Source organism: Streptomyces sp. MCA2 (genome assembly GCF_023544705.1).
Taxonomy (GTDB): domain Bacteria; phylum Actinomycetota; class Actinomycetes; order Streptomycetales; family Streptomycetaceae; genus Streptomyces; species Streptomyces decoyicus.
This window is the reverse complement of the sequence record NZ_JAMJFM010000004.1, coordinates 118,607-136,892: the sequence shown is the minus strand read 5'-3', so window position 1 is coordinate 136,892 and position 18,286 is coordinate 118,607. Positions and strand designations below refer to the sequence as shown.

At 70.6% G+C, this 18,286-nt stretch carries 20 protein-coding genes; 13 read left to right on the top strand and 7 right to left on the bottom strand.

Annotated features, from left to right (window positions below; genetic code table 11):
• Positions 1–30: 30 nt before the first annotated feature.
• A complete protein-coding gene (locus tag M8I34_RS05030; RefSeq protein ID WP_250048163.1) occupies positions 31–2,061 on the bottom strand; it encodes a M3 family metallopeptidase in 2,031 nt (676 codons plus the stop codon).
• A 284-nt stretch (positions 2,062–2,345) separates the two neighbouring features.
• Here M8I34_RS05030 and M8I34_RS05025 point away from each other — a divergent pair, with 284 nt between their 5' ends.
• Both M8I34_RS05025 and M8I34_RS41210 read left to right on the top strand, forming a co-directional pair.
• A complete protein-coding gene (locus tag M8I34_RS05025) occupies positions 2,346–2,783 on the top strand; it encodes a CBS domain-containing protein (RefSeq protein WP_030982579.1) in 438 nt (145 codons plus the stop codon).
• A gap of 160 nt (positions 2,784–2,943) precedes the next feature.
• A complete protein-coding gene (locus M8I34_RS41210) occupies positions 2,944–3,591 on the top strand; it encodes a hypothetical protein (RefSeq protein ID WP_284049950.1) in 648 nt (215 codons plus the stop codon).
• A gap of 153 nt (positions 3,592–3,744) precedes the next feature.
• Here M8I34_RS41210 and M8I34_RS41205 read toward each other — a convergent pair whose 3' ends face one another.
• Positions 3,745–4,437: a transglycosylase family protein gene (locus M8I34_RS41205; RefSeq protein WP_284049949.1), complete on the bottom strand. Its 693-nt coding sequence runs from the start codon at positions 4,435–4,437 to the stop codon at positions 3,745–3,747.
• A 567-nt stretch (positions 4,438–5,004) separates the two neighbouring features.
• Positions 5,005–5,484, bottom strand: coding sequence for an EF-hand domain-containing protein (locus tag M8I34_RS05005; protein ID WP_250048080.1), 480 nt, complete (start codon positions 5,482–5,484; stop codon positions 5,005–5,007).
• Between the two features lie 344 nt (positions 5,485–5,828).
• On the opposite strand from M8I34_RS05005, the gene M8I34_RS05000 reads away from it, so the two are divergent.
• Positions 5,829–6,257: a hypothetical protein gene (locus M8I34_RS05000; RefSeq protein ID WP_250048079.1), complete on the top strand. Its 429-nt coding sequence runs from the start codon at positions 5,829–5,831 to the stop codon at positions 6,255–6,257.
• Between the two features lie 143 nt (positions 6,258–6,400).
• Positions 6,401–7,132 (top strand): L,D-transpeptidase family protein, encoded by a 732-nt coding sequence (locus M8I34_RS04995; protein ID WP_250048078.1) that lies wholly within the window; start codon positions 6,401–6,403, stop codon positions 7,130–7,132.
• A 115-nt stretch (positions 7,133–7,247) separates the two neighbouring features.
• Here M8I34_RS04995 and M8I34_RS04990 read toward each other — a convergent pair whose 3' ends face one another.
• Both M8I34_RS04990 and M8I34_RS04985 read right to left on the bottom strand, forming a co-directional pair.
• Positions 7,248–7,643, bottom strand: coding sequence for a thiol-disulfide oxidoreductase DCC family protein (locus M8I34_RS04990; protein ID WP_250048077.1), 396 nt, complete (start codon positions 7,641–7,643; stop codon positions 7,248–7,250).
• Between the two features lie 183 nt (positions 7,644–7,826).
• Entirely contained in the window at positions 7,827–8,366 is a 540-nt protein-coding gene (locus M8I34_RS04985) for a MarR family winged helix-turn-helix transcriptional regulator (protein ID WP_250048076.1), read from the bottom strand.
• 52 nt (positions 8,367–8,418) lie between these two features.
• Between M8I34_RS04985 and M8I34_RS04980 the strand changes: the two genes are divergently transcribed.
• The 6 genes from M8I34_RS04980 (at position 8,419) to M8I34_RS04955 (ending at position 14,638) form a co-directional block, all read left to right on the top strand.
• Positions 8,419–9,126, top strand: coding sequence for a TIGR03086 family metal-binding protein (locus M8I34_RS04980; RefSeq protein ID WP_250048075.1), 708 nt, complete (start codon positions 8,419–8,421; stop codon positions 9,124–9,126).
• A 177-nt stretch (positions 9,127–9,303) separates the two neighbouring features.
• Positions 9,304–11,775, top strand: a complete 2,472-nt coding sequence (locus M8I34_RS04975; protein ID WP_250048074.1) for a hypothetical protein — start codon at positions 9,304–9,306, stop codon at positions 11,773–11,775.
• Between the two features lie 212 nt (positions 11,776–11,987).
• Positions 11,988–12,362 (top strand): VOC family protein, encoded by a 375-nt coding sequence (locus M8I34_RS04970; protein ID WP_030982595.1) that lies wholly within the window; start codon positions 11,988–11,990, stop codon positions 12,360–12,362.
• Between the two features lie 4 nt (positions 12,363–12,366).
• A complete protein-coding gene (locus M8I34_RS04965) occupies positions 12,367–12,708 on the top strand; it encodes a helix-turn-helix transcriptional regulator (RefSeq protein WP_250048073.1) in 342 nt (113 codons plus the stop codon).
• Entirely contained in the window at positions 12,705–13,175 is a 471-nt protein-coding gene (locus M8I34_RS04960) for an SRPBCC domain-containing protein (RefSeq protein WP_250048072.1), read from the top strand. The genes M8I34_RS04965 and M8I34_RS04960 overlap by 4 nt, the downstream gene beginning before the upstream one ends.
• A 224-nt stretch (positions 13,176–13,399) precedes the next feature.
• Positions 13,400–14,638, top strand: coding sequence for an aromatic acid exporter family protein (locus M8I34_RS04955; RefSeq protein WP_250048071.1), 1,239 nt, complete (start codon positions 13,400–13,402; stop codon positions 14,636–14,638).
• A gap of 63 nt (positions 14,639–14,701) precedes the next feature.
• Here the strand turns inward: M8I34_RS04955 and M8I34_RS04950 are convergent, their stop codons facing one another.
• A complete protein-coding gene (locus tag M8I34_RS04950) occupies positions 14,702–15,118 on the bottom strand; it encodes a tautomerase family protein (RefSeq protein ID WP_250048070.1) in 417 nt (138 codons plus the stop codon).
• Positions 15,119–15,235: 117 nt separating this feature from the next.
• Between M8I34_RS04950 and M8I34_RS04945 the strand changes: the two genes are divergently transcribed.
• Positions 15,236–16,153 (top strand): LysR family transcriptional regulator, encoded by a 918-nt coding sequence (locus M8I34_RS04945; protein ID WP_250048069.1) that lies wholly within the window; start codon positions 15,236–15,238, stop codon positions 16,151–16,153.
• Between the two features lie 68 nt (positions 16,154–16,221).
• On the opposite strand, the gene M8I34_RS04940 is transcribed toward M8I34_RS04945, so the two are convergent.
• On the bottom strand, positions 16,222–16,434 hold the full coding sequence (locus tag M8I34_RS04940; protein WP_250048068.1) for a DUF4287 domain-containing protein: 213 nt from the start codon (positions 16,432–16,434) through the stop codon (positions 16,222–16,224).
• Positions 16,435–16,632: 198 nt separating this feature from the next.
• Here M8I34_RS04940 and M8I34_RS04935 point away from each other — a divergent pair, with 198 nt between their 5' ends.
• Positions 16,633–16,884 carry a hypothetical protein gene (locus M8I34_RS04935; RefSeq protein WP_250048067.1) on the top strand — a complete coding sequence of 84 codons (252 nt, stop codon included), beginning with the start codon at positions 16,633–16,635 and terminating at the stop codon, positions 16,882–16,884.
• Entirely contained in the window at positions 16,871–18,268 is a 1,398-nt protein-coding gene (locus tag M8I34_RS04930) for an amidase (protein WP_250048066.1), read from the top strand. The genes M8I34_RS04935 and M8I34_RS04930 overlap by 14 nt, the downstream gene beginning before the upstream one ends.
• Positions 18,269–18,286 lie beyond the last annotated feature (18 nt).

Genomic DNA, 18,286 nt, shown 5'->3' with positions numbered 1-18,286 from the left:
CGCTCTCGGGCCCGGCGCCGCCCGCGAGGATCAGCCGTCCAGCCCGTGGCGTGCCAGCAGCGGCGCGAGCTCCGGGTCCCGCCCGATCACCGCGCGAAACGCCCCGAGCGGGTCGACGCTGCCGCCCTTGCTGAGGAGTTCCCGGCGGAAGATCTCCCCGCTCTCGCGGATCGTCTTCCCGTTCTCGCGGAACCAGCGCACGGTGTCGGCGTCCAGCACCTCGGCCCAGCGGTAGCCGTAGTACCCGGCCGCATAGCCGCCGCTGAAGATATGGGCGAAGTACCCGGTGCGATAGCGCGGCGGGATCGCGGCCGACGCGAGGCCGTAGCGCTCCAGCGCGGCCGCCTCGAACGCCTCGGCCTCGTCGGCCCCCGGTGCGTCGCCGTCGGCGGAGAGGGTGTGCCAGGCCCAGTCCAGCACCGCGGCGGCCTGGTGCTCCACCATCCGGAAGCCCGCCCCGAAGTTCTCCGCCTCGCGCAGCCTGGCCGGCAGTTCCGGCGGCATCGGCTCACCGGTGACGTGGTGCCGGGCGTAGTGGGCCAGCACCTCCGGCCAGTCCGCCCACATCTCGTTGACCTGGGAGGGGAACTCGACGAAATCGCGCGGCACTCGGGTGCCGGACAGCAGCGGATAGCGCACCGCGGAGAACAGGCCGTGCAGCGCATGCCCGAACTCGTGGAACAGGGTGTGGACCTCGCTCCAGGTCAGCAGCACCGGCTCGCCCGCCGGAGGCTTGGCGACATTCAGGTTGTTGACCACCACCGGCTGGTGGCCGAGCAGACGGGACTGCGGCACCAGTGCGTCCATCCAGGCCCCGCCCCGCTTGGACTCGCGGGCGTGGAAGTCACCGATGTACAGGCCGAGCGGGCTGCCGTCGGCGTCGTGCACCTCGTAGATGCGGGCGTCCGGGTGGTACGACACCAGGTCGGGGCGCCGGGTGAAGGTGATCCCGTAGACCAGCCCGGCGGCGTGGAAGACACCGTCGTGCAGCACGGTCTCCAGCTCCAGATAGGGCCGCAGCGCCGCCGCGTCGAGGTCGAACCGCTCCTTGCGCACCCGCTCGGAGTAGTACTGCCAGTCCGCCGCGCGGATCTCGGCCACCCCGGCCGCCTCGGCCAGGGCCGCACCCTCCCGCTCGGCGTTGGCGACGGCGGGGGCGACCAGCCGGCCGAGCAGCTCCTCGACCGCGTCCGTGGTGCCGGCCGTCCGGTCCGCGACCTCCCAGGCGGCATGGCTCGGGTAGCCGAGCAGGGCGGCGCGCTCGGCACGCAGGGTGGCCAGGCCGACGGCGACCGGCCCGTTGCTGTCGATGCCGCGCCCGAGGGAGGCGGCGAGCAGCCGCTCGCGCAGCGCGGGGTCGTCGAGCGCGGCGAGCTCGGTCTGGCAGGAGAAGTTCTTCAGGCTGAGCACGAACTTGCCTTCGTGCCCCAGCGCCCGGGCGTTCGCGGCAGCGGCCGCGATCTGGTCCTCGGGCAGGCCGGCCAGCTCCTCGGCACGCTCCAGTACGAGCGCCGCGGCCGCGGTGGCCGTCCGAAGGTTCTGCCCGAACTCGGTGCTCAGGGCGGCGATCTCGGCATTCAGCTCGCGCAGGCGCCGCTGCTCCTGCGGGCCGAGCCGCGCACCGGCCCGGACCCGTTGGGTGTGGTGGCGCTCCAGCAGCTGCAACTGCTCCGTGTCCAGGCCGAGTTGCCCGCGCCGCTCGAAGAGCGTGTCCAGCCGGGCGAACAGGGCGGAGTCGAGCAACAGCGCATCGTCATGGGCGGCCAGCAGCGGAGCGATCTCGACCTCGAGCGCCTGGATCTCCTCGTCGGTGTCCGTCGCGGCCTTGTTGAAGAACACCCGGCGCACCCGGCCGAGAACCGCGCCGCTGCGTTCCAGCGCCTCCACCGTGTTCTCGAAGGTCGCCGGCTCGGCGCAGGCGCCGATCGCCGCCACCTCTGTCAGCTGGTCGGCCATTCCACGGGCGAAGGCAGCGGGAAAGTGATCGTTCCGGATCCGCGCGAAAGGCGGCAGCTCGTAGGGCAGATCACTCGGCTCGAAGAAAGGGTTGGACGTCGTCACAGTCACAAGGGCCGACACTACGCCCGGGGGCGCCGTCGGGTCCCGCAGTCGCCCCATCACACCGGTGTGCGGGGGCAGTTGCCGCCCGGGATGTGCGGCGGCGGGCCGGGGCACGAGGGCGTGACCTCACTCCGCCCTCCCGTCCCGCGCACCCGCCGCATGATGAGTGATCCCGACCCCGCCACGGCGCGGCCTTGCGGGCCGTTTCCGGTGAGCATCGTGCGGCCATTCGTGGTGTCATCGAAACGAGGCAAGCAATAAATACTCCTGTGGCAGGAGGAACCATGGCCAGCAAGCTGCGAGCCCGAGACATCATGTCCGGCGGAGCGCATTGTGTGGGTGCACATGAGTCGTTGATGGATGCGGCGAAGATGATGCGGGATCTGGATGTCGGGTGCCTGCCCATCTGCGGTGACAACAACCGGCTCATGGGCATGATCACCGATCGCGATATCGTCATCACCTGCTGTGCCGAAGGGGTCGACCCGATGACGGTGCAGGCCGGTTCCATGGGCGGGAAGGTCCACTGGATCGATGCGGACGCGGACGCCTCCGAGGTCCTGCGGACCATGGAGGAGCAGCACATCAAGCGCCTGCCGGTGATCGACGTCAAAGGCGGCCACCGTCTGGTGGGCATGATCACCGAGGCCAACCTCGCCAAGAACCTCAGCGACGCACAGATCGCGGAATTCGTCAGCCGGGTGTACGCGACCGCCGGCTGAGGTGTCTGTCCGGGCGACGGCAGGCAGGCACCGAGGACGACCCTTCGACCGATGGGCCACCGCGGCGGGCGGTGGCCCCACCCGTTAACCTGCGGTGATCAACTTTTCGCCCACAGCGCTGGGCACCTCCTCGGATTCGCCAGGACGAAGGGATTTTTCTGTGTCCATGCCCTCCCCGCCGCAGGGTGGCTACAACGCGCCGCAGGGCGGTCACCCCCCTTACGGCCAGCCGCCCCAGGCGCCGTACGGGCAGCCGCCGCAGGCTCCGTATGGGCAGCAGCTTCAGGCGCCCTACGGGCAGCCGGGCCGGCCTCCTTACGGCCAGCCGGCGCAGGCCCCGTACGGCGGGCCCGGAATGCCGCAGCAGGGCGGCTACCCCGGGGGCCCGATGCCGTCCGGCGGCGGCCCCGTGCCCGGGGGCCCCGGCGGCCGGCCGCCACGGCAGGTGCGCATACCCGGCTTCGTCCGCGCCCTCGTCGTCCTTCTGATCTTCGGTGGGGTTGCCGCATGGGTGGTGCTGCACCAGGACGAGTACAACGCCGAGGCCCACAAGCGCCCCAAGGTCGACCCGCGCAGCGTCGGCCTCGCCAAGGTCGGCGACTGTCTGGAGCAGACCGGCGGTACGGACGACGAGCCGGACCTCGAGCTGATCGACTGCGCGAAGCCGGCTGCGAAGTACAAGGTCGTCAAGACCGAGGCGCAGTCCGAATGCAAGCCCGGAGAATCCCGCTACCGGCAACTCAACGGCCATTACGAGACAGTGAACCTCTGCATGACGCGGGTCGGCGAGACGACCACCACACCGTAGGTCCGCGGTGCACCGGCCGTCCTGTGTACGGCCCCGCCGCCACGTCCCGCGGTGGCCCGTCCCCACCGACGGGCCACCGCAGCGTGAAAGGGCGGAGTATCAGCGGAATTCCCCCGGGGTGGAACAGAGAATTCCCGCTATTCCGTTACGCGTTCAGTGACCGCCGGAACGAGGCACGGCCAGTCGCAGGCCGGGGAAAATCAGGTGCGGATTCGACCCGATCACCTGTCGGTTCAGCCGGTAGAATTCCCGCCAGCCGAGGCCGTGCGCGTAGGCGATGCCGCTGACCGTGTCGCCGGCGTTGACGACGACCGAGCCGTTGGTACTCCGATGGCGTCCCACTTTGTATCGCTTCTCATGGGACTGCGGATGGCGGGCCCGCGACCGGGCCGACGGGTCCGCCTGCCGCTGCGGCGCGGAGCGCGGGGCGGTGGTCCGCGGAGTGCGGTGCGCGGTGGCCGAGTTGAGTCCCAGCGAGGCCGAGCAGGCCGGCCAGGCACCCCAGCCCTGACGTGCCAGTACCCGTTCCGCCACCTGGATCTGCTGGGACCGGCTCGCCCGCGCCGCCCGTGACGCGTAGGCACCGCCGCCGAAGGAGTGCCAGGTGGAGTGGGCGAGCTGGAGCCCGCCGGAGAATCCGTTCCCGGTGTCGATACGCCAGTTCCCTCCGCTCTCGCACCCGGCCAGGCGCTCCCAGGTCCCGCCTCCCCGGGCCTCGGCGGGCTGCCCGGACGCCAGGTTCAGCGTGCCGGCCGCGAGCAGGACTGCTGCTGCCGTGATGCCCCGGACACCATAGCCCCGGAATTCACTCCGGGCAGGCGATTCCGAAACCTGCGGAATTTCCATGCGTCTACTCCCGTCGCTCGCCGCGCAGTTTCCTGGCGGTCATTCAAGAAACCTGACGCGTTTGCGGTGTTCGCGTTCGAATGGTGCTCGAACCGCGATTTCCGTGCGGCGTCATGAATTTGACGGGGAAGAGACAACCATGCCGTGAGTTCGCCTCGGCAGAGCGCGCGGTAGCGCCGCCGCTGCCCGGCCTGCCCCCTTGCCGTCGGAGCGCGGCCGTGCTTGGTGCATCCGCACCTGTTCAGACGGGCAGGGGCGCACCCCTCGCCCCGCGGGCGCATCACACCCCCGAGTCCGCCGATCATGTGCCCGGCCCGGGGGTGTCCGCCGAGCGCACCCGGCGCACTCGATGCACGCGCTGCGCAGGTCCGCATGCACCGCGCACGGGCCTTTGGCAGTGCGACGGCCCGTTCTGCCTTGGTGCAACGGCGCGTTTCGCACGGGTACCGCTGGTCGTAGCGGCAGATCCCACCCGGCTGACGGCGGCCTCCGCGCCGGGGGAGGGGCGCGGAGGCCGCCTCGTCCCGCCGTCGGGCCGGGGAGCGGAGCCCGCTGACGCCTACACGCTCACGTTGCCTGCCATGCGTCCACCATCAGCCGCCCGTCGCCGTCCTGGTCCAGTGCCGCGAAAGCCGCCTTGGCCTGGGCGTCCGAGTACCCTGCCGCGCGGTGCACCGTCGCGAAGTCCGCCAGACTGACCACACCGTCCCCATCGGCATCGGCCAGGGCGATGGTCGCGGCGACCGACGGCCCCACGACCCTGCCGAGGGCGCCCGACTCGCCGGCCCGCGCGAACGCTGCGACGAACTGCTCCCGGTCCAGGCGCCCCGCACCGTCCACCTCCGCCAGGGCGGCCAGCTCGTCGAAGGTGTTGCGCATCCCCGCACGCAAGGCCTGTGCCTTGGCGGACTCCTCCGGTTCGCCCACCGCCTCCGTCAGCACGCGCGCCCGCTCGGTGAAGTCCTGCGCGGTCAGGTAGCCGTCGCCATCGGTGTCGTACAGGGAGAAGCGGTGCTCGTACTCGGCGCGCAGGGCATCGTTGATCATGCGTCGTCCCTTCCGGAGGTGTGGCTCCCGGCGGAGCCCGGGGAGGCGGCCGTTCGCGGGGTGCCGCGACCACCCGCCATGAGCACAGTAAGTCGCTGTGCGATGGCGGAGCGTCATCGGAGGGTGGCGTGTCCGGGGTCCCACCCCGGACGGAGGTGGGGCGGGTCCAGGTGGGGTGGGGTCGAGTTCAGGCGGGCCATTATGGCGAAAAGACGTGCGATTTCGTGAGGGAGATCACGTAGGATCACGCTCCAAAGTGAACAACTGTCGCAGTCACCCCCACAGGCGGATATTCCTCCGCCGAACCGGACCAGGGTGACGGCGCAGGGGGGAAGGAAACCTCGATGAAGTCGTCCCGTCTCCGGCATCGCCTCGCCGGTACCGCAGCCGTCACCGTCCTGGTCGGCGCGGGTGCACTGGCCGCCGCGCCGTCCGCGGTCGCCAAGGCCAACCTCCTGACCATCAACAAGGTCGCGATGCACGCGCCCGACCTACAGGTGAAGGTCACCTACTCCTGCGACCCCGGCATGAACCATCAGCTGGTCGCCAACGCCATGAAGATCAATCAGCCCGGTCCCGAGGAGCCGGTCGCCGCCGGCACCATCAAGACGGACAAGCTCACCTGTGACTACAACAGTCACGCGGCCCAGATCACCCTGCGCACGGCCCTCGGTTCCCACTTCGACAAGGGCGAGAAGGTGAAGGTGGCTGTCTTCTACTTCGACAACGACGGATTCAGCTACGCGCGCCAGGAGACCGTCGTGGTGCTGTAAGCGCGGCCGTCGCCCCGGCGGACCGGACCGGATGTCCGTCCGTCCGCCGGGGCGGCACGCCCGGCCGGCCCGTGGCGACGTATCAGATATTTCGGGTCGGTCACGCCTGCAACCGACGGGTCGGGCAAACAGTCCTACGGGGCATGAAAAGACAACTGAACCCGGGGATACGCCGGTCCGGCGCCGGTCGCCGGGCGGGCGCGGCGCTCGCCCTCACGGCACTGACCATCCCGCTGACGGTGGCCTTCGGCTCCACGGCCCAGGCCGCCACCGCGTCCTCGTGCACCGCGAGCCGCGGCCCCTACCAGAAGCAGGCCGAGAAGTTCCTCGGGCTTCCGGTGGACGGCCGGCAGTCGGCGGCCGACTGCCGGGCGATCCGTGCGTTCCAGACCAGCCACGGCATCACCCCGAACATCGGCTACGCCGGCCCCGTCACATGGGGCGTGATGAGCGTCGTGGCGCAGCAGAAGGCGGCCGGGAGCAACCCCAACAAGGCCCGTAAGTGCCCCACCGGCAAGGGCCGGATCGCCTGTGTCGACCTGACCCGCCAGCTCAGCTGGATCCAGGACGGATCGAAGCTGGTGTTCGGGCCGGTTCCGATCCGCAGCGGCCGCGACGGCTACGAGACCCGCACCGGCGCCAAGAAGATCTACTGGCGCAACCTGCACCATGTCTCGACGATCTACCACGTGGCCATGCCGTACAGCCAGTTCTTCGACGGCGGTCAGGCGTTCCACTCCATCAGCGGCAGCGTCTGGTCGGCCCCCGGCTCGCACGGCTGCGTCAATATGCGCAGCAACGACGCCAAGAAGTACTGGTCCCTGCTCAAGAACGGTGACGACGTCTACGTCTACGGCCGTAAGTCCGGTACCTGAGCCCCGGACCGGGTGGGCCGGGCGCCGGTGCGGGGAGACCGAGCGCCCGATGGCGGGAATGCCACCGGGCGCCCTGCCGTCGTCACGCCGGCCAGCCCCGTCCGGCCGGAACCCGCTACGCCCGCTTCTGCGTGCTCGGGGCGGAGGGCATCGCACAGGCAGCCGTACCGCCCGGCATCCGCTGGCGGTTGTGGGCGATGACTCTGTACGCACCGTGGGCGAGCCACCGCACGGGCGGGAGCGTGAGCAGCGCGCCCACCACCGGCCATCCGCCCCGTGCGCTCATCAGGAGCTTGGCGACAGCCTGGGCGCCACCGTGCACGGCGCCGCCCGGCGTCACCCACAACACTTCGTGCTCGGCGCGCTGTTGAGCGATGCCGAGCCCGGCGAGATCGGTGAACTGCCAGGGCGTTGCGTCACAGCGCGGCCGCAGACGCCGCTCCGCGAACCGCACCGAGGACGTGCAGAAGGCGCAGTCGCCGTCATAGACAAGTACGGGTTGCCTCTGCATGGTTCCGTCACCTCTCGCGCGGGTGCCCTGGCGATCACCATGATAGATGCAGCGGCACCGCGGGACCGGAGAGGGGCGGACGTCCGCTGCGGGCCATGACGCGGTAACCGGCGGCGGGGCCGGTGCTCGGCAGCCGCCCGTGAAGGGATCTTCCGGAGGCCCGCTACCAGGTCCGGCGGGCCGCTAGGTTCTGCGCCTTCGGGTGGCGTCGGGTCCGGACGAGGCCGGCGGCGAGCCCCGTCCAGGCTTCAGTTCCGGCAGCGCGGACAACGCCTGGAGCCCCTTGAGGAAGCCGGCGCGGTCGGCGGCCGGCAGCTGGGTGAGCAGCCGCTCCTCGCCCTGCTGGATCGCAGTCTGCACCGCATCCCGCAGCCGCCGTCCCGCCGCGGTGAGCGACAGCAGGCGTACCCGTCGGTCCCCGGGATCCGGCTGACGGCGGATCAGCTCCCGTGTCTCCAGGTCGTCGAGCACGGCGATGATGCGGGTCTTGTCCGCCCGGATGGCCTCGGCCAGCGCCGCTTGCGTGCGGATCGGTGTCTCGTCGAGGTACAGCAGCACCGAGTACGCCCACATCGTCAGGCCGTGCGCGTCGAGGATCGGCTGCTCGGCGGCCATGAGCGCACGGCCGAGGGGCACGATCATCGCCGCCAGATCGGGACGGGGCGGCCGCCCCCCGGGTGCGGTGCCGCTGTCGGCTGCGTTCTCGGCTGCGTTCTCGGCCATGGTCATGAAAATACCCGTTGACAATTCATGTGCTCGCGCTGATCGTAAGCGCATGCATACGAATAATACGCATCGCGAGGACGCGCCCACACCGCCCGCGGACTTCGCACGCTTCCGGCGCCTCAACGCCCGGGCGGTCCGGGACAGCGTGACCCTGATACGTCGGATGACGCCCGCCGACCTCCGCAGGCCAACCCCCTGCGCGGCGTGGACACTGGCCGATCTGCTCGCCCATATGACGGCCCAGCACCACGGGTTCGCGGCGGCGGCGCTCGGGCACGGGCAGGATCTGTCGCACTGGTCGGTCGGACCGCTCGGCCCGGATCCCGTCGCGCAATACCGTGACGCGGCGGAACACGCCATCGCGGCCTTCGCGACCGTGGAGAGCCCCGACCGTGCGTTCGCCCTCCCCGAAATCACCCGCGCGCGGACGTTCACCGCCGCCCGCGCGATCGGCTTCCACCTCATCGACTACGTGGTGCACAGCTGGGATGTCGCCCGCACCCTGGACCTCGCGTACGCACCCGGCTCCGAACTCCTCCGGGCCGCACTGCCGATAGCCCGCGCGGTCCCGGACGGCGACTCCCGGCTGGCCCCGGGCAGTGCTTTCCGCCCGGGGCTGTCCGTGGCCGACGACACGGGCACCCTGGAGCAGATCCTGGCGGCTCTCGGCCGTTCGCCGGACTGGCGCACCCCCCTCGTCCGTGACCACCACCCCGGCCCGGAGCGCGGCGCGGCGGGCGGCGACACCACTTCCTGAGGTCCGGGCGCGGACGGGCGGACGGCCTGCTGAACTTCCCTGCTGAACTTCCGTACCCAGGGGGCGGTTTGGTGCTGCCAGGGCATTGTCAGTGGTCCGTGTCACGATCGATTGCGTACGGACTGATGCCGTACGGACCGCTGCCTGCCAACCGCCCCCCGAAGGGAACCGCCCCCTGTGACCGCCAGCTCCCGCTCCGCGCTCCGTTTCGCGCTGAGCCTCGCCGATCCGGACACCGCCGACGCGCTCGCCGAGCGGATGGTGCCACAGCTGCTGGGTGTTCTCTCCGACCGCTTCGGGCTTCCGGAGGAGAGGGTGGAGGAGCTGTTGGGTGCGGACCCCGTGCAGATGCGGGCGGCGCTGGCCATAGATCCCAAGGAATGGCTCATGGCGGCGGCGGAGACCGGCGATCCGGTGGTCGGCCGCGCGTTGTGGCATGCGAAGTACCGCAATGACGCGGGGTACCAGGAGCACGCCATGGAGGAGATCCCCGGCCTCCTGGCGACGCTTCTGTACGCCGCCGACCTCGCGGACCCGCGCTGGTACGAGGACGACGGCCTCTTCCCCCTCTTTTACGAGGAGCTCTCAGGCCCTCTTCTCGTGGCCATCCTGACCAGTGGGTTCCCCGGGGTGAACGCCTTGTCCCTCGCTGTGTTCGCGGTGCACCTCCCGCCGCCGGTCGTCGTGGACACCTGCCTCGGCCTCCTGGAGATCTGGGGCAGCACCGAACCGTTCGCCGTGTTCCTCGGCCTGCTCGATGACCTGCCGGACCTGGACACCGGGCATCCATGGCTGCCGGATCTCCTGCGGCAGGCCGTCGATGCCCCCGATCCGGAATCGTTCCTGAGGGAGCACCGGCCCGCCGGGGAGTGGGAAGACCCGGAGCATCTCCGCGCGCTGCTGGCGGTCCGTTACGGTGACATCCGGGACGTCCCCGTGGCGAAGCCCGACGGTCTCGCCTGGGACCTGATCCGCCGTGAACACCAGCGCCTCTCCTTCGGCCCGGAGAACTCCCAGGGGTCGGGCTTCCGGTACGACACCCCGCTGGGCCGGCTCGCCCGGTGGGAGGGCTGTCCCGCGGACCTGATGAGGGAGAGCTTGCGCAACTACCCCGCCGGGACCGCGCTGGACGCCGCCGCGCTGCCCTTCGAGGCGCTCGTCGGGCCCGAGGCGCAGACGAGGGAGATGTACCTCCCGCCTGTCCTGGAGCGCGGCATAGGCAGCGGCCGGTATTCCGTGGACCGGGTACTGGCCGAAGTGGGGCCGGCGGTGGACGTGCTCGACTCGCTGCCGTACGACCACGCACCGACCCGCAAGGCCGCCGCCGGGCTGATCGCCTGGCTGGGCAAGGATCCCGTCAACTGGCTGACGTGCTACGCCCGGATGGGGCGCGCCCGTGGCAGCGTCGCCGAGCTGATCGTGGACGTCACCTCACCGAACTCCCGCAGGAAGCGCTGCACCAGCTGGCCGTGGCCCCAGGAGGCGAAGTTCCCGGTCGGCCACCCCCGGAACTCCCGGGCGGCATTCCTCGCCATGTTCCGGTGTGCCACGGAAGAGGTCCAGAAGGCCGTCGTCCCGCACCTCGACGCACGGGCCGTGCAGCATCTGCTGGTGTTCGGCGAGCCCTCCCCGGCGGTCCGCGACGCGGTGGTGGCCGTCCATGGGCTCCCGGCCCAGGCCGCGATGGCCGCCTCCCACCACCTCTCGAAGGAGCAGGTGGACTACCTCCTGGATCTCGACGAACCGACGGTGGACGCCCAGCTGTTCCACCACGCCCCCCTCGACCGGCTTGAACGGGAGCGGCTGCTCGCCGGACGGCTGCGGGGCGGCGGCATCCGCCCGGTGCCCGAGGAACTGCTCGCGGTGCTGGAGGACATCACGGTCAACGACTACCGCGACTGGTTCCTCGCGGGTCTGGTATCCGGCGACCTCGGTGTGGCCCGTACGGTCGTCGGCCGGCTGCGGCTCCATGTGCCGGCCTGCCGGACCCGGCTGCTGATCGCCGTATGGGAGCGCGGCGGCCCGGATGCCGTACGGGAGATCCTGGCCATGGACCGCCTTCCGGCCCGGCTGAAGCGGTGGACCGAGCGGGCCCTCGACGCCCCGGACGGTCTGGAGCGGTTGCGCGCCCGGCTCGCTGAGAAGGAGTCCCCGGCCGGGCTCACCGAGTTCCTCACCGCGACCACGGATCCTGCTACGCGATTGCGCCGGCTCCTCGCCGAGGGGTACCAGCGGCCGTGGGAGGGGCTCATGGCGGCCCACCATGCCGACGGCCTCCCTGCCCCGCTGGTGAACGAGCTGGTGAAGCACCCGGACTGCCCCCGCGAACTGCTGCTGGCCGCCCTGGCGACCACTCCCGAGTCGGGGGCGGACTGGATACGTGACGCTCTGCGGAGCGGCCGTCTGACCCTCGAAGACCTCGTGAACCGGGCCGCCCCCGCTCGTGCCGCTCTCGCCTGTCTGCGGCGGTACGCCGACGACCGGACCGATGCCGCGGCCCGGCAGTCCGTGCGCGACCGGGCCGCGGCCCTGACCGGGGAGCATCTGGGCACGGACGTCGAGGCGTGGTCCGCCGGCCTCCAGCTGCTGCCGGCCTTTGCCGGAACTCTTCCCGAACTCGTCGCGGCAGCAGGGGAGATGGCGCGGTGACGATCAACCGCTCGTCCACAACGATCTGCCCGGCCCGGCCACGCTCCGCCCGGCCCGGCAACTCGCCGGCCGATCCGGCCACCGTGGACATCCTTGCCGAGCGGTCGCGCCCAAGTCCCGTGTCGGACACCGCGTCCTGCGGTAGGCCGACGCACACGTAGGGATCTCCCTACGTTTGACAGGTAGGGAGATGCCTACCTATCGTGAGTGCCATGAACATCACTCACGCCTCCTTCCTCACCCTCCCGGTCTCCGACCAGGACCGGGCCCTGGCGTTCTACACCGAGGTCCTCGGCTTTGAGGTCCGGGTGGACCGCCAGGTCGGGTCCATGCGCTGGCTCCAGGTCGCGCCCAAGGGGGCCCAGACCGTCTTCACGCTCTCCGGCCCCGGGATGGGTGATTTCCTGCCCGGCTCCACGCAGGGGATCATGTTGGTCACGGCCGATGTCGACGCCGACTGCGCGAACCTGGCCGCGGCCGGGATCGAGGTGAACGGGCCGGACGACGTTCCCTGGGGGCGGATGGCCGGATTCCGTGACCTCGACGGTAACGGTCTGATGCTGCTCACGGAGAAGGAAGGGCTCTGAGGCCATGGTCACGACGGGTGCCGACGAGGACCGCGTGTTCGCCGCGCTCGCCAACGGTACCCGCCGCGAAGTGCTGCGGCTGCTGCGCGAGCGCGGCCCGCAGCCCGTCCAGTCCCTCGCCGACCACTTCGACATGCGCCGCCCCAGCCTCTCGGAGCACCTGAGGGTGCTGCGGGAGGCCGGTCTCGTCTCGGAGGAGAGAGTGGGGCGCCAGCGGATCTACCGGCTCGAGGCCGCGCCCCTCGCCGAGGTGCAGGACTGGCTCCATCCGTACGAGCGGTTCTGGCGCGACAGGCTCAAGGGCCTGGGGGAACTTCTCGACCGCATGCCGGACGATGAGAGATGACTTCGGCTGTCGAAAACCCAGGAGATCCGGAAGATCTCACCACCGTCCGGGTCGATCAGTTCCTCGCCCATCCGCCGGCCAAGGTCTGGCGTGCGCTCACCGAGCCCGACCTGATCGCCCAGTGGCTGATGCCGGCGGACTTCCGCCTGGAGGTCGGCCATCGCTACACGATGACCACGCTCCCACGCCCCAACACCGGCTTCTCCGGCACCGTGGCGGCCGAGGTGCTCGCCTACGAAACCGGGCGGATGCTCAGCGTCCGGTGGACGGACGAGGTCGCCGCCGATCCCGCCGACTGGACGATTACCTGGACCCTCGCACCGGAAGGGCGCGGCACCCGCCTCTTCCTCGTGCACGAGGGATTCGACCCGGACGACCCGGCACAGACGATGGCCCGCAAGATCATGGGGAGTGGCTGGCGCTCGCACGTCATGGACGCGCTCCGGGGTGTGGTGGAGCGGCTGTAGCTGCCCGGGGTGTCTCGGGTGCGCACCCCCCGCGACCCCGAAGGCGCAAGGGTCTCCGCCGCCGCGAACGGTGAGGTGGCATCGGTTCTCGAATACGGCGGGTGCTTCTCCGGCACGCGCCGCACGGGCGGACCGCGATCACGGTCGGGTGAGATGTGCGGGCCATCGCGGCGACCGATGCGCCTCTGGCGCGAAAGGAGGGGAGGAGGGGAAAGGGATAGAGGGTGCGCGAAGTCACCGACCCCTTGCTGGATCTCGTCCGTTGGCACAGCGAGCCCATCGTCGCCCAGACGTTCCGCTCGACCGTGGCCGCCGTGATCTCCTATGTCGTCGCCCTGCTGCTGAGCAGCGAACCGGCGCCCCTGACCGCACCGCTGACCGCTCTGCTCGTCGTCCAGGTCACCCTGTACACCACCCTCACCACCAGTGTGCGCAGGGTGAACGCCGTCGTGGTGGGGGTGGTCATCGCCATCGGCTTCAGCTCCCTGGTGGGCCTGACCTGGTGGAGCCTGGGGCTGATCATCCTCGCGTCGCTGGTGATCGGGCGTTTTGTGCGGGCCGGTGAGTTCGTGCCCGAGGTGGCGATCAGCGCGATGCTGGTGCTCGGGGTGACGACGACGCGGGTGGCCGCGACGGCCTGGGACCGGGTGCTGGAGACGCTGATCGGGGCGGTCGTCGGGCTGCTCTTCAACATGCTGTTCGTGCCACCCCTGTGGGTGCAGCCTGCCAGTGAGGCCATCGAGGGCCTGGCCGCCCGGATGAGCCGGTTGCTGCTGAGTCTGGGCGACCAGGTGACGGGTCATACGTCCGTCGCGGAGGCCGCGGCCCGGCTGCACGAGGCGCGGCGGCTGGATCACGACATCGTGCAGGTGGACGAGGCGCTCCGGCAGGCGGAGGACAGCCTTCGGCTCAACCCCCGCGTCAAGGAGGGCCTGCTCTCCCGTGTCGTCCTGCGCACCGGGCTGGACACCCTGGAGATCTCCGCGGTGGTGCTCCGTACGGCGTGCCGCACACTGACCGACCTCGCCAAGGCGCGGACCGACGAGTCGCTCTTCCCTCCGGCCATCGCCACCGCCCTGCGAGAGCTGTTCGGCCATATGGCCCGCGCGATCGAGAGCTTCGCGGTTCTGATCACCACGCAGGTCAGCGCCAATGCGGAGGAAGCCGAGGACCGGCTCGTCGAGGAGCTCGCCGCCAGCCGCGAGAGCCGCGAGACCGTCGCGCACCTGCTCCTCGACACCGTGCGGGACCATCCGCGCCAATGGCAGCTGCACGGCGCGCTGCTGGCCGAGATCGACCGGATCCTCGACGAGCTGGACGTGGCGAAACGCTCCGAGCGGCTCGTGGAGGAGCTGAACCGTCAGTCCCGCGAACAGCGGGAGAAGTTCCGGTTGGTGGACAAGCTGCGGGGCCGGTTGCGCCTGGGGCGGCCGGGGCGCCGCACCACGGACGTTGCGCACTAGGCGGCATCACACCGGCACCCTCACCGGCACCGGCCCAGTGCAGCTCGGTCGGCCGCGGGCGGCTCAGCGGGCGGTGGGGGCGGCCGGCACGTCCCCGGCCCGGCGGTAGAAGTCGAATTGGGTCACTCCGTTGTAGCCGTAGCTCTCGGGGTGGAGTTCGTGCAGCGCGACGCCGGACCGGGGAAGCGGGCCGAGGAGGCCCGACAGCAGCTCACCGGCCTGGGCGATGAAGGCCGCCTTCTCCGCGGCGCTGTTCGTGCCCATGGTGATACTGGCCTCCACATGTGCGTCGCGGACGCTGGTCAGGGGCCTGCCGTCGACGTAGTAGCTGCCGGCCGGAACCAGGTTGAGGTGGACGATGGTCCTCGCACTGGACTTGTGCAGGACCGAGACCGCCAGCCGGGTCAGCCCCTCGGCAAGGGCGCGCTGGACGTCGGCAGAGAGGTCGGGGTCGGTGACGGTGACCCGGAAATACGGCATGGCTCTCCTCGGTACGAGCTGAAGGTGTCTCCGCCGGAGCCGGCGGACGGAGCAAGCGTCGCCGAGCTGGCACCATAGATCCAACGCATATATGTCATAGGTATATGAGGCGGCCGCATGACCGTGAATCTTCCTCAGCTGAGGGCCTTCCTCGCCGTCGTCGACGCGGGCGGCTTCAGTGCGGCCGCCGCCGAGCTGGGCATGAGCCAGTCGGCGGTGTCGCATGCCGTCGCCTCCCTGGAACGTGAGTTGACCGCCCCGCTGTTGGTCCGGGCCACCCCCGTGCGGACCACCGTGCTCGGCGAGCAGGTTCTGCCGCACGCCCGTATCGCGCTGTCGGCGGTCCGGTCCGTGGAGCAGATCGCGGCCGATGCCACCGAGACCATGACCGGTACCGTGCGGCTGGCCTCCACGCCAACGGTCTGTCAGGGACTGATTCCCGGCCTGCTCCGGCACTGGTGCGAGGACCAGCCGCGGATCACCGTGCGGGTCTTCGAGGGCGACAGCGGCGAAGTCTCGGCCTGGCTGGAGAACGGGACGGCAGATGCCGCCGTACTGATCGACCCTCCGCCCGGCCCCGGCATCCAGCTCGCCATGGACGGCTACCGGGCCTTGCTGCCACGGGACCACCCCCTGGCGGCTGAGCCGCTGGTCGACATCCGCGACCTGGAGGACGACCAGTTCCTGATCTCACCCAACGGCTGCGAGGCCCGCATCCGTACGATCCACCATCTGGCCGGGCTGCGCTTCACCCCCACTCACCGGGTGCGGGACCTGGCGACCCTGATCAGCATGGTGCAGGCCGGTATCGGCGTGACCGTCCTGTCCGAGGTCTCCCGCTCGTTGATCCCGCCCGACCTGATCCTGCTGCCGCTGGAGCCCCAGACCTCGCGCCGCCTCGTACTGACCGGGCCGGATGCCCGGCCCTGGCACCCGGCGATCCGCACCTTGGCAGAGTCGGCCGCCCACTATCTGGCCCGAACCGATTCCGGGTCGCCCTTCGCGGTGGAAGGACCGGCGCCGGCATTGCCGTAGCGCCTGCCATGAGCCCCAAGGGGGCGGACAGTTCCTGGCCACGGGGGCCAAGTCCCAGGCGGCGCGGTCTACTTGCCGTTGGCCTCCGCGAGGGTGTGGGCCACAAGGGCGTTGGCGTGGCCGTGCCCCAGGCCGTGTTCGGACTTGAGCCAGCTGACCAGTTCCATGTGCTTGGTCAGGGGTGAGGTGTGGATGAGGTGCTTCCACTCGGCTATCGGCCGGCCGTACTTCGTCTCGATCGACGGAAAGTAGCTGGCCGGTCCCTTCACGGTGTCAGTCATGGCCGCAGTCTGGCACCCGCCACTGACAACGCGGCGCGGCCTGGCTGCATGGGGCTCCCCTCCCGCTACGAGTAAAAGCTATTTGTTTGCGTTAGGTGAAGCGAGGAGCTATTCTGCTCTAAGGCAAATATTTAGCGTTTGTCGCGTGGTGGCTGGGTCACGGCTCGGCAGTCACGCGCACCTACACGGAGGGCATCCATGAGCGCCGTCGAACTCACTGCCGCGGAGGCCGCCCGTTGCGCGCTCCGCGCCGGGCTCCCGCTGGCGGGCGAACGTCACGCCGACGTGGCCGCCACCGCGAACCACATCCACGCCGTCATCAGCACCTTGCGCGACCTCGACTTCGGGGAGACGCTCCCCGCCGCTCAAGCCGCTCAAGCCGCTCAAGCCGCTCATCCGGTTCGTGCCGCTCACGTCGTCGAACGGGAGGTGGCGGATGCGTCCCTTTGAGCTGACGCTCACTCAGGCAGCCGCAGCGCTGGGGGAGGGGGAGCTGTCCCCGGTGGAGCTGACTTCTTCCCTGCTCGAACGCATCGACGCCGTCAAAGAAGATCTCGGGGCGTATGTCACCGTGGCCAGCGAGGCGGCGCGTGGCTCGGCCGCGCGAGCGGAACGCGACATCGCGGCCGGCCGGTACCGCGGCCCGCTGCACGGCATCCCTTTCGGCCTGAAGGACCTCATCGATGTCGCCGGCATGCCGACCACGGCAAGTTCCCGGGTCAGGGCGGGGCATGTGGCGCAGGCGGACAGTACCGTCGCCACGCGGCTGTTCGAGGCCGGGGCGGTCCTCCTGGGCAAGACGCAGACGCACGAATTCGCCTACGGGCTGACGACGCCTCAGACGCGCAATGCCTGGGACCCCGGCCGCGTCGCGGGCGGGTCGAGCGGTGGTTCCGCGGTCGCGGTGGCCGCCGGCGCGGCGACCTTCGCTCTGGGCACGGACACCGGAGGTTCCATCCGGGTACCCGCGGCACTGAACGGAGTCGTCGGGCTCAAGCCGACGTACGGCCTCATCTCCCGGCACGGCGTCATCCCGCTGTCCTGGTCCCTGGACCACGTCGGCCCCCTCACGCGCACGGTGCAGGACGCGGCGCTCGTGCTCTCCGCGCTCACCGGCCACGACCCCGCGGACCCGGCCTCGCTCCCCACGGCCCCGCGTGACTATCCCCTCCCTCGCGACGGGGACTTGAAGGGCCTGCGGATCGGCGTACCGGTCAACTACTACTTCGACCGCGTCAGTCCCGAGGTCGAAGCCGCCGTGCGCAGTGCCCTCGCCCAGATGTCGGACCTCGGGGCCGACCTCGTCGACGTCGAGATTCCGATGGCCCAGTACGTCCAGGCCACCCATTGGGGTCTGATGGTCCCGGAGGCGACCGCCTACCACGAGCAGACGCTGCGGTCGGTGCCCGAGCTGTACGCGCCGGACGTCCGGGTCCTCCTGGAGGCCGGCGAGCTGGTTTCCGCCGGTGACTATCTGCGGGCGCAGCGGGCCCGCACTCTCATGCGCCAGGCATGGGCGGAGATGCTCGACCGGGTCGATGTGATCGCTGCGCCCACGGTGCCGATGACGGCCGCCAAGACCGGACAAGAGGTGGTCGAGTGGCCGGACGGTACGAAGGAGAGCGTCTCCGATGCCTACGTGCGCCTCTCCGCACCCGCGAACATCACCGGAGTGCCGGCGCTGACGCTGCCGGTCGGCCGTGACCACGCGGGCCTGCCCATCGGAATGCAGTTGATGGGTCCCCCCATGGGGGAAGCGGTTGTGCTGCGTGCCGGCCATGCCTACGAAGCGGCCCGGAACCATCGCGGCGCGCCGGCCCCCGTGGCGGCCTGAAGTGAATCGTCACGACGA

Bases quoted from the DNA above. Each gene is read 5' to 3' on its own strand.
- M8I34_RS04935 (WP_250048067.1), top strand. From the start codon at position 16,633: ATGAGCGCCGTCGAACTCACTGCCGCGGAGGCCGCCCGTTGCGCGCTC.
- M8I34_RS04945 (WP_250048069.1), top strand. From the start codon at position 15,236: ATGACCGTGAATCTTCCTCAGCTGAGGGCCTTCCTCGCCGTCGTCGAC.
- M8I34_RS04940 (WP_250048068.1), bottom strand. From the start codon at position 16,434: ATGACTGACACCGTGAAGGGACCGGCCAGCTACTTTCCGTCGATCGAG.
- M8I34_RS04950 (WP_250048070.1), bottom strand. From the start codon at position 15,118: ATGCCGTATTTCCGGGTCACCGTCACCGACCCCGACCTCTCTGCCGAC.
- M8I34_RS04995 (WP_250048078.1), top strand. From the start codon at position 6,401: ATGAAAAGACAACTGAACCCGGGGATACGCCGGTCCGGCGCCGGTCGC.
- M8I34_RS04965 (WP_250048073.1), top strand. From the start codon at position 12,367: ATGGTCACGACGGGTGCCGACGAGGACCGCGTGTTCGCCGCGCTCGCC.
- M8I34_RS04960 (WP_250048072.1), top strand. From the start codon at position 12,705: ATGACTTCGGCTGTCGAAAACCCAGGAGATCCGGAAGATCTCACCACC.
- M8I34_RS04990 (WP_250048077.1), bottom strand. From the start codon at position 7,643: ATGCAGAGGCAACCCGTACTTGTCTATGACGGCGACTGCGCCTTCTGC.
- M8I34_RS04985 (WP_250048076.1), bottom strand. From the start codon at position 8,366: ATGGCCGAGAACGCAGCCGAGAACGCAGCCGACAGCGGCACCGCACCC.
- M8I34_RS04930 (WP_250048066.1), top strand. From the start codon at position 16,871: ATGCGTCCCTTTGAGCTGACGCTCACTCAGGCAGCCGCAGCGCTGGGG.
- M8I34_RS04980 (WP_250048075.1), top strand. From the start codon at position 8,419: ATGCATACGAATAATACGCATCGCGAGGACGCGCCCACACCGCCCGCG.
- M8I34_RS05005 (WP_250048080.1), bottom strand. From the start codon at position 5,484: ATGATCAACGATGCCCTGCGCGCCGAGTACGAGCACCGCTTCTCCCTG.
- M8I34_RS04970 (WP_030982595.1), top strand. From the start codon at position 11,988: ATGAACATCACTCACGCCTCCTTCCTCACCCTCCCGGTCTCCGACCAG.
- M8I34_RS41205 (WP_284049949.1), bottom strand. From the start codon at position 4,437: ATGGAAATTCCGCAGGTTTCGGAATCGCCTGCCCGGAGTGAATTCCGG.
- M8I34_RS05025 (WP_030982579.1), top strand. From the start codon at position 2,346: ATGGCCAGCAAGCTGCGAGCCCGAGACATCATGTCCGGCGGAGCGCAT.
- M8I34_RS05000 (WP_250048079.1), top strand. From the start codon at position 5,829: ATGAAGTCGTCCCGTCTCCGGCATCGCCTCGCCGGTACCGCAGCCGTC.